The 16343-nt window shown below is 37.7% G+C and carries 13 protein-coding genes; 2 read left to right on the forward strand and 11 right to left on the reverse strand.

Features of this window, described 5'->3' with window-relative positions; genetic code table 11:
* Positions 1 to 387: 387 nt before the first annotated feature.
* From WG904_RS10590 to WG904_RS10640, 11 genes are all read right to left on the reverse strand, one after another.
* On the reverse strand, positions 388 to 1368 hold the full coding sequence (locus WG904_RS10590; RefSeq protein WP_339579282.1) for a DUF6427 family protein: 981 nt from the start codon (positions 1366 to 1368) through the stop codon (positions 388 to 390).
* Positions 1369 to 1799: 431 nt separating this feature from the next.
* A complete protein-coding gene (locus WG904_RS10595) occupies positions 1800 to 2786 on the reverse strand; it encodes a glycosyltransferase family protein (protein WP_339579283.1) in 987 nt (328 codons plus the stop codon).
* A gap of 27 nt (positions 2787 to 2813) precedes the next feature.
* A complete protein-coding gene (locus tag WG904_RS10600) occupies positions 2814 to 3665 on the reverse strand; it encodes a UDP-2,3-diacylglucosamine diphosphatase (RefSeq protein ID WP_339579284.1) in 852 nt (283 codons plus the stop codon).
* Between the two features lie 212 nt (positions 3666 to 3877).
* Complete coding sequence (locus tag WG904_RS10605; RefSeq protein ID WP_339579285.1) at positions 3878 to 6364, reverse strand: YfhO family protein; 2487 nt, start codon at positions 6362 to 6364, stop codon at positions 3878 to 3880.
* A 184-nt stretch (positions 6365 to 6548) separates the two neighbouring features.
* Positions 6549 to 7256 carry a DUF4397 domain-containing protein gene (locus WG904_RS10610; RefSeq protein WP_339579286.1) on the reverse strand — a complete coding sequence of 236 codons (708 nt, stop codon included), beginning with the start codon at positions 7254 to 7256 and terminating at the stop codon, positions 6549 to 6551.
* Positions 7257 to 7378: 122 nt separating this feature from the next.
* A complete protein-coding gene (locus WG904_RS10615; protein WP_339579287.1) occupies positions 7379 to 7630 on the reverse strand; it encodes a DUF4834 family protein in 252 nt (83 codons plus the stop codon).
* An 83-nt stretch (positions 7631 to 7713) separates the two neighbouring features.
* Positions 7714 to 7911, reverse strand: a complete 198-nt coding sequence (locus WG904_RS10620) for a YwbE family protein (RefSeq protein ID WP_339579288.1) — start codon at positions 7909 to 7911, stop codon at positions 7714 to 7716.
* Entirely contained in the window at positions 7908 to 9173 is a 1266-nt protein-coding gene (locus WG904_RS10625) for a DUF3472 domain-containing protein (protein WP_339579289.1), read from the reverse strand. Before WG904_RS10625 ends, WG904_RS10620 begins: the two co-directional genes overlap by 4 nt.
* 46 nt (positions 9174 to 9219) lie before the next feature.
* Complete coding sequence (uvrB, locus tag WG904_RS10630) at positions 9220 to 11256, reverse strand: excinuclease ABC subunit UvrB (RefSeq protein WP_339579290.1); 2037 nt, start codon at positions 11254 to 11256, stop codon at positions 9220 to 9222.
* A gap of 40 nt (positions 11257 to 11296) precedes the next feature.
* The gene (locus WG904_RS10635; RefSeq protein WP_339579291.1) at positions 11297 to 13714 is read right to left on the reverse strand and encodes a M1 family metallopeptidase; all 2418 of its coding nucleotides are present in this window, start codon (positions 13712 to 13714) and stop codon (positions 11297 to 11299) included.
* A gap of 13 nt (positions 13715 to 13727) precedes the next feature.
* The gene (locus WG904_RS10640) at positions 13728 to 14312 is read right to left on the reverse strand and encodes a HupE/UreJ family protein (RefSeq protein WP_339579292.1); all 585 of its coding nucleotides are present in this window, start codon (positions 14310 to 14312) and stop codon (positions 13728 to 13730) included.
* A 67-nt stretch (positions 14313 to 14379) separates the two neighbouring features.
* Between WG904_RS10640 and WG904_RS10645 the strand changes: the two genes are divergently transcribed.
* Positions 14380 to 14892 carry a DUF6702 family protein gene (locus tag WG904_RS10645; protein ID WP_339579293.1) on the forward strand — a complete coding sequence of 171 codons (513 nt, stop codon included), beginning with the start codon at positions 14380 to 14382 and terminating at the stop codon, positions 14890 to 14892.
* 9 nt (positions 14893 to 14901) lie between these two features.
* Complete coding sequence (locus WG904_RS10650) at positions 14902 to 16209, forward strand: polysaccharide deacetylase family protein (protein WP_339579294.1); 1308 nt, start codon at positions 14902 to 14904, stop codon at positions 16207 to 16209.
* Positions 16210 to 16343: the final 134 nt, after the last annotated feature.

Here is a 16343-nt window from a genome sequence, read left to right on the forward strand (position 1 = left end):
TTGTGGTAAGCCCCGAAAGTTATGCACCATGCAAAAGCACAGCCCCCCGTTAAACGCTGGGCCCGGCATTCTAGACTTTCGGGATGCACCAATTAGCCAAAGCAAAAACAATAATAGAAAGGATAGCAGCCGGCAATTTTGCTTCTTTTGTTGACAAAAGAAGGAGCCCCGCGGCGAGGAGCAACCCTTTAAACAAACAGATGTTATGCCCCAAAAGTTATGCACCATGCAAAAGCACAGCCCCCCCGTTAAGCGCTGGGCCCGGCATTCTAGACTTTCGGGATGCACCAATTAGCCAAAGCAAAAACAATAATAGAAAGGATAGCAGCCGGCAATTTTGCTTCTTTTGTTGACAAAAGAAGGAGCCCTGCGGCGAGGAGCAACCCTTTAAACAAACAAAAAATACTGAATACTGATAATCAGTATCGCAAATAATGATTCATAAAACCATCGCTTTTTTGCATTGCAAAAATAGTAAGCTAAAAGCACAGCGCCCGGGGGCACACTAAGTAAGAAATGATACACTCTAAAATCAGGCTTAGTATAGAAACTAATAATCGCCACAACAAACATAAAGAAAAGTAGTTGGAAGGCCTTCCGAGTACTGATAAAGCTTCTGAAAAAATTCTCTCTCAATTGCAAAGTCGCCAGCACAATAATTAGTGCAACTGGTAAAAGAACAACATAATTGTTATAATTTATTTTTAGCACAGACGGAAACTTGTTAACTAATGGCTTCCAAATTTGGTAAAACTGATTAATATTATCGTTCCAAAAATAAAACACGGCAATAAAAAAGAAAATGGTTAAAAACCCAATCAAGCCCGACACCCATTCTCTCCAATTAAACGAACGATACAATAACAAACCTAGCCAAAGCATCACTAAAAACACAATAAAAGGAAAATAGATCAAGGTGCCAAGGGCGATCAACATCCCAATATCGAACATCATCATAAGTGCATTTGCCGATTTCCCTAACTTTAAGAATTTATCCATTATCCATATCAAGAGGAAATTACAAATGAGTGGTGGACTAACGATTAAAAACTGTAAAAAGAGGCTCGAACCCGTTACATATAATAATGCAGGTAAATAGGTGGGCTTATTTAATAAACTATGCCGGTTTACAACCGTATTGAAAAGAATGGCTTGAGCGATCACTAATACTGCAGCAAAAAAAACATTCGTTAGCGGCGAAAACGAACTTACCGAGGGAATTTGAATAAGTAGCTTAGCATAAGGCTCAAGAAATTCGAAATCAAGCCGTTCAGGTAAATGAACAAATATAGCCAAGCGCATAAAAAATGTAAAGGCTACAAGTAGCACGAGGTTTATAGGACTTAAATTTCTAAACTGGTTTATCATGTTTGCTTATGCCAAAGTAAAGAAATTTATTTGGCAAAATTAGTTCTAGTATTTTTCTGTCGGCTCACCGCCGAAGGGCATTCTAAACTTTTTTCAGGAGTTTATATATTTTCATTTGTCTTCAAGCTTGCTCCGCAGGTTTCTTGATAAAAAGTTTAACAATCTCGAGCCTTGCGAGAGCATGAATACCCATGAAAATATAAAGGTTAATGAATAAATCAAGGCCTCACCGCATTCGCTAAAAATTAAAGGTCAAAGCCGAAAATAAAAAGCATCCTGTTACATGCCTCCTGTTGATCGGCCTCGAATCTTAAGGAAGAGAACCGTTAATTGTGTTTCCGAAAACCCCTCTTAACCTTAATTAAACAAGATGGGCAAGTGAAGCCCCTGAGGCGAAAAAAGTATGAATTATCGGCTGCAAGCCGATTAATTTATCTCGCAAAATCCCTCACTACTTTTGCCACAATATGTGCCGTCTCATCGGGGAAATTAAATTGATGTGTTTGAGGTGCTGTAATAAATTGCTGTATAAGTGGCAACCAATTTACCGTACTTCCCCAAATAATCGGAATACCAAATTGCTTTAGCGCAAAGGCATTACACTGTTGTTCATATTGAAATTTCATCGGAGCAATTAATAGCTTCTTACCTAAATGCAATGCCTCGGCAGGGCCTTCAAAGCCGCCCCCGGTAAACAAGCCTTCGCAGCTGGCCAAGCTAGCATTAAATTTCTCGTTGTGGATAGGTTGTACAAATACATTCCCAACCGAATAGCTATGTTGGCTATGCTTAGAAAAAACTTCCCATCTTACTTGAGGAAACTGTTGAAGTAACTTCATCAAATTTTGATCAGACAAAGCAGGCAAATAAACGGTGTAATGCCCCAAATTAACTACTTTCAAAGCTCTAATTTCGCTTCTAATTACGGGTGTATAGATATAATCGTCGTATCGGTCGAAATGAAATCCTACATGATGTGTGGTAGGAGCATAATGACTAAGGATTAATTTTCCCCAATCGATGCTCTTTGGACGGGGAACTTTTTTTGATTTGAATGAGGCTTGGTGACTTAACGACACACTTTCTATTTTTTGTGCTCTACACGCCCAGGCTGTAATAGGCTCGAAATCGTTAATGATAAGGTTATAATCACTTAGCGGAAGTCTGTTCATGTCTCGTTTAAATTGGAACAGGTTCATATTCTCCCATGTTTTATAATGATGCACCCCACCATTTTTACCAAAAATAAAGCTAAATCCATGCAATTGATACTTTATATCTTGACTAAGCTTAACATCGGCCTGAGTGCCAGAAATTAAAATATCAAGATCACCATGAGTTTGCAATAAGGGAATGATTTCTCTTGCCCTACTAATATGCCCGTTGCCCGTACCCTGTATGGCATAAAGTATCTTCATTTTTCTAATATCTGTATTTCTGCTGCTTTAACCAACTTCTAATTTTATTTTCTGTAACAAAAAATTAACATCAAGTTTATGTTGTAAATTATCGCCATCAGATAGAACACCATCTTCTACCAAATCGTTTTCAAAACTTTTGGCCTCATAACGAAATATTTCCCAGCTTTGGTTAACGTATTCGAGCGCGGTTAAGCTTTCTACCCAATCGCCACTGTTTAGATAGGTAACTCCACCCTTTTCGGTAATCACTTCTCTCATCTCGGCATGATGGATGTGTCCGCACACTACATAATCGTATCCCTTCTCTACAGCCAATTCGGCAGCTGTTTGCTCAAAACTATTGATGAATTTCACGGCATCTTTAAATTTTGACTTAATTTTTTGAGAAAAACTCATCTTTTCTCTACCCATCTTGGTTAAAAACCAATTTACGAAACTATTAATCAGGATTAAACTATCGTATCCCACTGCACCTAGCTTAGCCAGCCATTTCGAATGTTGCATCGTTACATCAAACACGTCACCATGAAAAAACCACGCCTTTTTCCCGTCTAACTCCAACACCAATTTATCTTGTAAATGAAAGGAAGCTAATTGCATGCCCGAAAATTTACGTAGCAACTCATCATGGTTGCCCGTTAAATAATAAACCGTGACTCCTTCTACCATGAACTTCATCAATTTACGAAGAATTTTCATGTGGGTTTCGGGCCAATAGTTCTTGCTAAACTGCCAAATGTCTACAATATCTCCATTAAGGATAATTACTTTAGGGTTAATACTTTTAAGATATTTTAGCAACTCTCTAGCGTGGCAGCCATAGGTCCCTAGGTGAACGTCTGAAATAACAACCGTATCTAGCTCTCTTTTTCCCATATATCGTCTTCACCTTGGTGCATTTTCAGCTCATATGGACTAAAGAAGAACGCGATAATCGCGATAACACAGGCAATAAAAAGCAATTCAGGCATTTTGATCAATTTTATAGACGCAAAATTGCAACAGAAAGATTAGTAGAGTGTTAAGGGAAGGTTATTTTTTTTACACCTTGCAGGTTGTCTAAAACCTGCAAGGTGTAAAAGAAGACATTAAACTTTCTTCTTCTTATTGTCTGTATAAAATCCTAATCCCAAAAATGCGAATAAAAGAATAGAACCGGCTAGCGATATTTTCTCGCCGGTATAATACGATTTTGGCTCGAACTTAAATTCTACTTTATGATTACCAGCAGTTAATTGCGCCGCACGAAGCACATAATCTGCTCTAAAATAAGGTTTTTGAACACCATCGATATACATGTTCCACCCCTTATCATAATAAATCTCAGAGAATACTGCAATTACGTCCCTTGGTGCGCTATACGAATATTCGATATGATCTGGATGATATTTTTCCATTTTTATGAACGCCGTAGGGTCTGCCCCTAACCGGGTAGTATCCAACTGGTTTTTAAATTTCTCATCCACAATTGCTTCTAATTTCGGATCGAAGCTGCTAATGGCCTTCATTTCTTCGTCTGAATTTTTTACAAATTGAACGCCTTTTACCAACCAAACATTTCCGAGAGCGGTAGCATTTCTAGACATTTTATAGGAACCTGTTTTTTGATCCTGTGTAATAAAATACTTGGCGTTAAGCATATCCAATACATCTTGATTGATACTTGTAGATAATTGATTGCTGATTAACTCATCATAACGTTTTAATTTGGCAGCGTGGTAACCTCCAATTGTTTTATGGAAGGATGTAGTACTGGCATCGTTAAAGGTTGAGATGCTTTGATCATATACCCTAAAATTCGGATCCTTATCTGCTGAAATAAAAGTATCGACATCGCGGGGAGTAAACGTATTTTCTAATTCCAATTTGCTTTTAAACTTGTCGTTGTTTAAATAGCGTTTATCTACTTGCCACATGTCAATTAAAATGGCAAAGCCTAGTAAGCCATAAGCCAATTGCATGCTCATTTTTTTGGTGATTAATGCCCATAAGATCCCAAAAGCAACGGCAATGAATAAAAAAGCGCGGAAAGCATCGGCTTTTGCAAATGCTATTCGATCTGCAACTAAAGCATCGGTAATTTTCTGTGCAATGCCCCCATTATTCTGAAGCGCTTGAGTTAAAGCTTGCAGAATTTGAGGGTGGATTTCAGTTTTAAAGCTAAAGAATAAAGTAGGTAAAATGGCTACTATAAGTGCAAAACCACCTGTTATACCTGCAGACCATGTTAATTTTTTAATTAATACTTTTTGGTCTATATTTCCTTCTTGGGCCTCCTTTACCGCTAAAAATGCCAGTATTGGAACCATTAGGCCTACCACCGCTAAAATCGACTCAACAGCTCTAAATTTATTATACAATGGAAAATAATCGAAGAAAAGATCAGAAACAAATGGAAAATTCTTACCTAAAGAAAGGAGAATAAATAAAACGGTAACTGATAAAATCCACCATTTTAATCGACTTCGAACAATAAAAAGACCAAACACAAATAAGAAACAAATAATGGCTCCAAAATAATAACCACCCTGGGTACTCGGTTTTCCGCCCCAATATTCTACCATATTGTATTGTCCTGCTAATGTGCCAATGGCTTGTTGCGTGTTAGCCGGATCACCGCCCGTTAGGTTTTCGGATACTGCTTTATATAAATTGCTCTCGGGTTTTACCAATCTATCGATACTCGTGGTGCCTCCATATAAATCTGGAATTAATAACGTTAAGGTTTCTCCTACGCCTTGGCTCCAGCCATATGCATATTCCTTGCTCATGCTTTCGGTTTTACCTGCTGCATTAGTTAGGTTTGATTTACCTCTATTGGTTTCCTTAGCGTATTCTGAAGTAGTCCATAATAAACTGGCATTAACCATAACACTCAGCAATACCGCAACTGCTAAAAAGCCTACCGCTTTGCCCAATGCTGGCAACGTTTTATTTTTATAGGCTTGATAAAGCTCGATACCCATATAAATTAAAATGGCCAAGAACAAATAATAGGTCATTTGAATATGGTTCGCTCTAATTTCTAGCGCTAAAAATAAAGCGGTTAAACTTGCACCTACTAGATATCTACCACGAAGGGTTAAAATAATACTGGCTAAAATAGGCGCAAAAAATCCGATTGCTAAAGCCTTATTGGCATGTCCAGTGGCTATAAGTACAAAATTATAAGTGGTAAATGAAAAGGCAATGGCTCCCGCAGCGGCTAACCAGGGATTTAATTTCAATACTACAAATAAGAAATAGGCCCCTATTAATAATAACAATACGGTACCTACTGGATTAGGAAAGGCTTTGGTAACTAATGCAATACCATAGGTTGCGACGTTATAAGAATACTGCACCCAAATCTGATAAGCAGGCATCCCGCCAAACATCTGGTTTGTCCAAAGTGGCCCCTTTCCATCCTTTTCTTTGTACTCCATGATTTCTTTTTGCATGGCTTTAGATTGGAGCACATCACTTTGTGCAGGTCTTTTACCTTGCAATACTGGACTAAAATAAACGAAGCATAATACAACGAAGAAAGCAATAATGGCTAAATGAGTGCCATTTTGTTTAAACCAATTATTCATTTGGGTCAATTAAAATAAAATGTAAGTCCAAAAATAGAATTTTTTTTGGTTTTTTGGATGGTTAGTTTTTTGGGCGTTTTGTTAGCTGATGACTAATAGTTAATAGTTAATTGCTTGAACGCATCTGCATGATAGTTAGTGCAACCAAGCCATTAGCCATGGGCCATTTACCCTAACCAACAAACTACTGGTTAACGATACTTTGTGCGCCAAAAGGTTGGTCGTTTACTCCAGGCGTTAATAATCCTCTAGAAATGATGGTATAAAACCGGCCGGCAGCCATTTCGACACCCGTTAAAGAGGTCTTTACTGTTCCAGTTGCCGAATCTTTTATGTCGAAATCGTAAGTCTTGGGATCAACTTGGAGATATGGACTAGCGGTTTTATAGGGTTTGTCTTTAACTACGTTTGCCCCCCCTTTAATATCGAGGTTAAGTGCAGGCGCATCCGGACTTAGATTAATAAACTTAACAAATGCCTTTGTAGTAGACGTTAAACTAGCATCGTCTACATCCACTAGCAGGTCTAAATTCGCTTCCTTGTCGATTAAATATACCGAATGAATTTTATTAGCCGTTAACGAAATTTGCTTTGTTAGTACAGCATTTGCATTTGTTGCGGTGGTATACTTTACGGTATGATTTCCACTAGCATAATTTGCAAATGATATAGTACCTCCAAATGGGAGAGCTGCAGTACTAACCTTATTATCATCAAAATATACATTAAATGTGCCTAAAGTTGGCGAAGCATTAATAAACCGAATGTAAGCGCCTGTAGGAGCAGTGGTTTCTTCTTTTTTACAAGAACTTAAACTTACTATCGCTAAAATTACAATGCATGAAAAAAAACGAATGGTTTTTGCAGAAAGAGAAGATATAAATGTGATCATAAACTATTTTTTTGATAATACGAAAGCTACCCTTATTTCGTTACCGCAAATATTAAATTTATTTGCATAACAAATCGTTAAACTTTGTTAAATTGCTTGGTGTCTCGCAATCACGAATATAGCTATTTAATTTCTTCGTAATCTACAAAATCGCCCAATTTATCGGCATTACCCTTTTTTTCTTTTTTGGGCATGTAGTCAATAGAAATAGAACCTTCTGGTTTAGAAGGGCGCTGTGGTTGGCCTGTATTTGTTGCTTGTTGCTGCATAGTGCCAAACATATTTTTAAGCATTATAGGAAATAAGAGGCGGATTAATACACGAATAATCCAAAGAATTGCAACGGTTATGAAAAGGAATTTTATTAAAAACATTCTTTACTTGTTTAATATTAAACACAAATATAGACGAGCAGTTTAAAATTTTGTTACTTTTTTGCCAGATAATTGCAATTGCATTACAAAAGTTTAATTTCAACAACTCTTCCAATTTGGCCATCTTCTAGCCTAACTTTAATCCCACGTGAGTGAAAGGCCGAAGAAGTTAATAAATCTTTTACTACACCGTAAGTAATATTTCCACTTCGCTGATCTTTCTTTAAGATTATACCCACTTCTAAACCTGGGTAAATGTCTTTTCTATTTTGACCTTTCATGGAAGGTAATTAAAATTTATCATCGGTTTCGTTTCCGTTAGTTTTCTTTTGAGCATTGTTTTTGGCGTAGTAAAATCATCAAAGAACCCACAATTTTTAAGATAAAACGAACTTCCACTTACTCCACCGCCATAGTCCATTCTATACCCCTTGTTACCCGTATTATCAGTGGTAAATCGGGCCATATTAAGCGCTGTCCACACACCCCTTGAATCGCAAACCCATTGATTGCTAAACATTACTTTTCTGACGTAGCTGCCATATTCGGGAATAAAATTCTCTAAAAAAGAATGTGGTCTTTTTAAATACGTTTGTGTTTGTGGTCGTTTAAACGAAGCAATCAACATCCATTTGCCTTCTTCGGGAGCAAAAAAATAACTGGTATAGGTAGTGTAATTATCGCTCGATGGACTAATGTGCGTTAAAAAACTATAGGTTTGTGCCGCTTTCCAATTGTATTTTAAATAGCTCTGTCCACCCGAACCCTCATTCCCAAACTCCCCTGTATATACATGCTTACCCTTTTTTAATAACTTAATCTTTTGGCTTTCAGGAATTTCTTTAGGATTATCGGTTTGAAATGGACTCCATACCGAAAACAATACTCTTCTTTCGGTTGGCGAGTTTACTTGAATGCCAAAATACCCCTCAGCAAAACCGTTTGCCATGAAATACGAACCTTGCACATCTTCGCCCTTTGGTACCGTAACCTCATTATAAAACCATTCTATATCTGTTTTTTCGGGTAATTGATAATTTAAATGCACCGATGGACCTCTGCGACCCCAATAAAAGAAATTACCTTCATTATCCTTTACAAAAGCAGTTTTTGCATCTATCGCAGTGCCAGATAGCAATAAACTTCCAATTGCCGGGAATTCGTGGCCAGATTTTCTCAAGCCTTTAAGTTGGATGGCAACATAACCGCTATCTTTAATCGTCCATTCGCCAACAGATAATGATTCACTGGTTTGAGCGACAAGCACTTTTTTTACTCTATTGTTAATAGAAACACTTAATTCGCTTTTTCCATTAATTTTGCTCAATTGATTTAAGGTAACCGCCAATGTTCCTTTTTTCGCCACACGAACGTATACCTTAAAAGAGGTTTGCGGATCGCTCCAATTTTCAATTCCATTCTTGGTAATGAACGTACTTTGGGGTTTACTCGCAAAGGCGTTACCACCTAATGGAACCGTAATTTGGGCCAAAGCTTGATTACCTAAAATGGCGAGTAGGATGAATAAAAATTGCAGGCGCATGGTATTTCATTTGTATGAAGATAAAACTAGAGAATTTTTTTAGATTCTATTTCTTAAACCTTTCCTCGAATATTTTCTCAAGCGCGAACATCTCATCGCGCATGCGGGCGGCCATTAAGAAATCCATTTCCTTGGCTGCCTTTTGCATGTCTTTCCGGGTTTTATCAATCGCTTTCTCCATTTCTGGTTTGGTCATGTATTGTACAATTGGATCGGCAGCCATGCTTACTTCATCAATTTCTACATAGGCCTTTTTGCGTGCACCATTTTCAGAAAAATCCAATACAGAGCTTTGTTCGATAATTTCTTCGCGTGTTTTGCCCACTGTTTTTGGGCTAATCCCATGTGCTAAATTATAGGCAATCTGTTTATCTCTACGGCGATTGGTTTCATCAATGGTTCTTTCCATAGACTGAGTAATGTTATCGGCGTACATAATAACGCGACCCCTATCATTACGGGCGGCACGGCCAATGGTTTGAATAAGTGCTCTATCCGATCGTAAAAAACCTTCTTTATCGGCATCAAGAATAGCAACCAAACTTACTTCGGGCAAATCCAAACCCTCACGTAACAAGTTTATCCCAACTAAAACATCAAATTCACCTAAACGCAAGCCCCTTAATATTTCTACACGCTCTAAAGTTTTTACTTCGGAATGGATGTATCTACATTTTATATTTAGCCTATCCATATACTTGGTTAACTCTTCGGCCATGCGCTTCGTAAGCGTGGTTACCAATACACGGTCGCCCATTTTTATGGTTTTATCAATCTCATCTAATAGATCATCCACCTGGTTAATGGCTGGTCTAACTTCTATAACGGGGTCTAACAGACCGGTCGGTCTAATTACTTGTTCGATCACAATCCCATCCGATTTTTCTAGTTCATAATCGGCAGGGGTAGCACTCACATATATCGTTTGAGGGGCTAAACGCTCAAATTCATCAAAATTTAATGGACGATTATCTAATGCCGAAGGTAAGCGAAAACCATATTCCACGAGCGACATTTTCCGCGACCGGTCGCCACCATACATGGCACGTATTTGCGGAACGGTAACATGGCTCTCATCAATTACCATTAAATAATCATCTGGAAAATAATCCAATAAACAGAAAGGCCGCATACCGGGCGAGCGGCCATCAAAAAATCGAGAATAGTTCTCAATACCCGAACAATACCCGAGTTCTTTCATCATCTCGATGTCGAAATTCACTCTTTCTTCTAATCTTTTCGCTTCCAGTAGTTGCTTATCATTTAATAATTGGTTCTTACGCAACTCCAGTTCTTCCTGTATCCCCCAAATCGACGAATTAAATTTTTCTTTCGGGGTAACAAACAAGTTGGCGGGATAAATCGCCATGTCTTCCAATTTCTCTAAGGTTTTGCCTGTAATTGGATCAATAACCGATAATTCTTCAATATCATCACCAAAAAAAGAAATCCTGTAGGCATTGTCTAAGTACGCAGGAAAAATATCTACCGTATCGCCTTTTACTCTAAATGTTCCCCGCTTAAAGTCGTTAATGGTACGCGCATATAAAATTTCGACCAAACTGTGTAAAAATGAATTTCTACTTATCCGTGTCCCTACTCCAAAGCGAAAAACCGAGCGTGAAAAATCTTCAGGATTTCCCATACCATATATACACGAAATTGAGGAAACTACAATTACATCTCTGCGCCCCGACATTAAGGCAGAAGTGGTACGAAGTCTTAATTTTTCAATTTCCTCGTTAATACTTAAATCTTTCTCGATATAAGTATTTGTAGTGGGCATATAGGCTTCTGGCTGGTAATAATCGTAATAGGAAACGAAATAATTAACCGCATTCTCTGGGAAAAATTGCTTAAATTCTCCATAAAGTTGGGCTGCCAAGGTTTTGTTGTGACTTAAAATCAAAGTTGGCTTTTGCGTTTGCTCAATTACATTGGCAACAGTAAAAGTTTTGCCCGATCCAGTTACGCCTAATAAAGTTTGATAATGTTCATCGGCATTTACACCTTCAACTAATTGTTGTATGGCTGTTGGCTGATCGCCAGTTGGTTTATAATCGGAAATAAGTTTGAATTTCATTAGGAGTAAAGATAATGAAATTCAAACTCATCACTAGAAGCTACTTTCCTTTTTTCTCTAATTGCATTGGGTTCGCACCTACCGACTGCCCACGAGCAGGAGCCATACCACCAGTACGTGCTTTAAATAATTGGAATTTAGAAGGCTTTTCGCTGCCACCCCAAGTATTGTTGCTTTCGTTAATATCTGCTGTTTCGCGCATAGGATCGAGTTTAATGCTAGCAACTTCTTTATCGTGAACATAAAATTTCGATGCTTTTAGCTCATTTAGCCTCCAAATTTGGACTGGAATTCGGTCGACCATTTTTGTGCCATCCTTAAAGGTAAACTCAACAATAATTGGCATTACCAATCCCCCTTTATTGCTAAAGTTTAATTCATAAAAGAATTTGTTGCCGTATTTAGCTTTCTCATCTGCAGTAAATTCTTCCATTGGCAACCGAGCAGGTTGAGGTGCAGGTTTAGGGACTAAATTGGTATCAATTTGAACCAATCCTCTATCGTATTTCCAATAAAAATCTCTTGCCGCTAAATCTTTATCGGTATAGAATTTCTTATTATTATCTTCCCTATTTCTGATTTTCGAGATGTCTTCGAATGCATTTACCGCTGGTGGATCTACTCTAATTCCTCCTCTATTACCTCCTCCAAATCTATTTCCTCCACCCGTGTTATTAGCCGAAGCGTAATCTGGTTTTGCGTATTTCACACTGTCCAAAGAAATATCAACTGGGTCTGTTCCATAAAACCAACCTCTCCAAAACCAATCTAAATCTTCACCGCTGGCATCTTCCATGGTCCTAAACAAATCGGCCGGAGTAGGATGCTTAAATGCCCATCTTCTCGAATATTCTTTAAACGCATAGTCAAATAACTCACGACCCATAATGGTTTCACGTAGAATATTAAGACCGGTTGCGGGTTTTGAATAGGCATTTGGTCCAAAATTTACAATATTCTCTGAATTAGACATGATGGGCTCCAACAAGTCTTTCGATAACTTCATGTAAGGAACAATGGTATATGCTGGTCCTTTTTTGCTTGGGAATTTGTTGTCCCAAAGTTCTTCAGTTAGGTATTCTACGAATGAATTTAATCCTTCATCCATCCACGTCCATTGGCGTTCATCGCTATTGATGATCATTGGGAAGAAGTTATGCCCAACTTCGTGGATTACCACGCCGAGCATTCCGTTCTTGGTACTTTCGCTATACGTGCCATCTGCATCAGTACGACCGTAGTTAAAGCAAATCATTGGATACTCCATACCATTCGCAGCTTCGATACTTTGAGCCACAGGATAGGGATAAGGAATAGTAAAATCTGAATAGGTTTTAATGGTATGGGCTACTGCACGAGAAGAGAATTTGCTATATAAATGATAAGCTTCTTTTCCATAAAAACTCATGCACATTACATTTTTACCGTTAATGGGTTGTGCCATGGCATCCCAAATAAACTTACGTGATGAAGTCCATGCGAAATCACGTACATTATTAGCTTGGAACACCCACGTTTTTTTAGCTGTTGATTTTTTAGTTTCTGCAGCTTTGGCTTCTGCTAAGGTTACTATTTCTACTGGCGCTACCGTACTTGTTTTTGCTTTGGTATAGCGCGCCAATTGAGTGGGAGTAAGCACCGCACTATAATTGATACATTCTCCTGTTGAACCTATCATATGGTCGGCTGGAACGGTCATTTGCACCTTAAAATTACCGAAAGTTAAAGCGAATTCGCCTCTTCCCGTAAATTGATGGTTTTGCCACCCTTGGAAATCACTATACACACATAAACGAGGGTACCATTGCGCCATGGTAAATAAATAGTTCCCATCTTGAGGGAAAAATTCATAACCACCCCGGCCACCAACGGTTAATCGATCAGATATTTTATAGTTCCAATCCACATTGAAAACAAATTGGGCCCCTGATTTTAATGGCGGTATTTCTATACGCATCATTGTTTTATTGATGGTATACGTTAATTTTCTACCGGTTGCATCGGTAAGCTTGGTAATTTTAATTCCTAGGCCATTATCTTTTGGCGTTGCGGTAAAGCCTGGGTTATCCAATTGGGTTGAGCTTGCACCAGCTGGCATTCTCGAACTACTCTGGTAGTTCGCATTCGTAAGATTATTATGCTCATTTTCATCGAGTTGAATCCAAATATAGGTAAGCACATCTGGCGAGTTATTAAAGTAGGTGATGGTTTCACTTCCTTTTAACATAAGATTTTTTTCATCTAACTCGCATTTAATGTTATAATCTGCTCTTTGTTGCCAATATTTCACACCCGGAGCACCACTTGCTGTACGTTGCTCATTCGGTGTATTTAAAATGGTGCCTAGCTGCTCAAACTTATTTCCATGGTTACTGCCAGGGTTGTTTAAAATGTTTTGGGCGAACGAAAGTTGGCTCAATAACACAAAAAAAGCGAAGTATTTGTAAAATCTATTCATATGATGATAAAACTTAAAAAGGAATTCTTTCTATAGCCATTTGTAAAGCCAGGCTAAATACGGCTGCCGATAAAAATATAACCCATTCTCGTTGTTTAATTTTAAAAACGTATAGAGAAAGCCAAGTTAGCGATAAAATTGCAATCACAAAAATGATTTGACCAACTTCGAGCCCAATATTAAAACCAAATAAACCCCAACCTATATATTGGTCCTTTGCCAACATCATCCGTACTGAATTCGCAAAGCCCATGCCATGCACCAAACCGAATACTAAAGCCAGATAATAATTGGTATTTATTGCTTTTGAAGAAAAATTTCTTTTGAAGAAATTACTTGTCGCTGTAATAACAATGGTACAAGGTATCAGAAATTCTATCCATTTGCTCGAAAACCTGATGACATCTAATGTACTTAATAATAGGGTTAAGGAATGGCCAATGGTGAATGCCGTTACCAGGATTAACACCTGTTTTATATTTTTTGCAGTGTATAGTGCTACAAGTGCCAAAATAAATAATTGATGATCTAACGCATCTAAACTAACAATGTGCGACCAACCTAGCTTAAAATAAAAGAGAAAATCGGTTATCGGCATAAGATGTGTGGCTAAATCCAAATAGCTTGTTAACTTTGTATAGGTAAAATAAATCCTTTTAATTCAAATGCTAGCTATCTATTCAAAATTGTTACTTGCCTTCTATTGCTTGGGATCGCTTCCAACTACATCTACAACTTTACATCCGCTGCATGTGAGTACAACAGAAATAAGCTTTAACTCAAAAGAAAAGAGTTTAGAAATAAGCTGTAGGCTTTATACAGACGATTTCGAGCATATTTTAGCGAAAAACTACAAAACCAAAACCGATTTAACTAAAGCCGACATGAGCAAGGCGATGGATGTGCTGATTAAGAAATATTTATCTACTAATTTAAAGTACGTAGTAAATGGCAAGTCGGTTACTGCCAACTACATTGGCTTTGAAATAGACCATGAAGCCACAAATGTGTATTTAGAAATCGACAATATACCTTCTTTACAAAGTTTGAACCTAAAAAATAGTCTACTTTATGATTTATTCGACGATCAGATGAACATTCTACATGTAGAGCAGGGTAATTTAAGGAAAAGTGCAAGAATAAATTTTCCATCAACCAATTTAAGCATAACATTTTAACTGTATTCTATGCATTTGTTAATTTATTCGCCTAAAGTTTCGCCAAGAATAAAGTACATCTTTAACTTCATTTTTAGGGAAATATTAAAATGCGAATTTGAATTTACGAGCATCAGTGCTGATTTTGAAAAAAGTACGGCTCCAAAAATAAGCTATGGGGAAAAAGCACTTAATGATGAGCTGTTTTTCTGTTGTTCGCCCCTATTAATGCAGCACAACATTGGGCAGATTGAAATTACAACCACAACATTTGGCGATCAGGAGATTCCTTTTGCCGTAAAAAATGGCGCACTGCCTTTTGATATTTTTGCAGCTTCATTTTACTTTATAAGCAGATACGAAGAGTATTTGCCGTTTCAGGCCGATGAACATGGACGTTATCCTGCAGAGCGAAGTTTGCAATACCGATTAAATTTATTAGACACTCCAATAATAGATCACTGGGCATTAATTTTAAAGAACATTTTATTAAAAAAGTTTCCCCACTTAACCTTTGGAAAAAGAAAGTTTAAATTTATTCCAACCATTGATGTAGATCGAGCTTACCATTTTAGATCGAGTGGTTTAGTAAAAAATACCGCACGCATTTTAAAAGCAGCCGTAAAATTAAACACTGAGAAAGTTGTAGATATTATCTTAACCGGATTAGGGCAAGATGATCCTTTCGATACTTATGATTATTTAGCGGATATTCATAAGCGTTATCAGTTAAAGCCAATTTATTTCTTTCTTTTGGCTAGGCAAGGGCACGAAGAGTATGATCAGAATATAAATCCAGAAGATGAATCATTTACCGCACTGATTAGTAAAATTGCTTCAACGGCTAATATTGGCCTTCACCCCTCCTACGCTTCCAATACCGAAACAAAAAAGATTGCCGAAGAGTTGGTTTCCTTACAAGCGATTACCAACCAGAGAATTGATGCATCGAGGCAACATTTTTTAAAGCTACATTTACCACACACCTATTTAAAGTTAATTAAAGTGGGGATAAATCACGATTATTCGATGGGTTATGCCTCTCAAATTGGCTTTAAAGCAGGAACCTGTACACCTTTCTTTTGGTACGATTTACAATTAGAAAAGCAATCTCATTTAACCATCCATCCCTTTGCAGCGATGGATGTGACGTTGCAGCACTATCTAAATTTAAATCCTGAGCAGGCGATTGCCAAAATTGAACAATTAATTGCCTCGGTTAAGCTGGTTGATGGCACACTGTATAGCTTATGGCATAACGAATCGGTTTCTGAAACCGGACGTTGGAAAGGCTGGAAAGTAGTATATGAGGAGATGGTGAAGAATGCTGTGAGTTAGATCGGTGTGCCACCGATTATCTTTCTTTTCCCTTGATGGAAAAGAAACAAAAGATCAAGGCTTCACAGCATTTGCTAAAAATAAAAGTTCGAGACCGGAAATAAAAGAACTCGCTGCGCTCAAACAGCTTTTAT

Origin of the sequence: Pedobacter anseongensis, from assembly GCF_037482965.1 — a bacterium.
Lineage (GTDB): Bacteria > Bacteroidota > Bacteroidia > Sphingobacteriales > Sphingobacteriaceae > Pedobacter > Pedobacter anseongensis.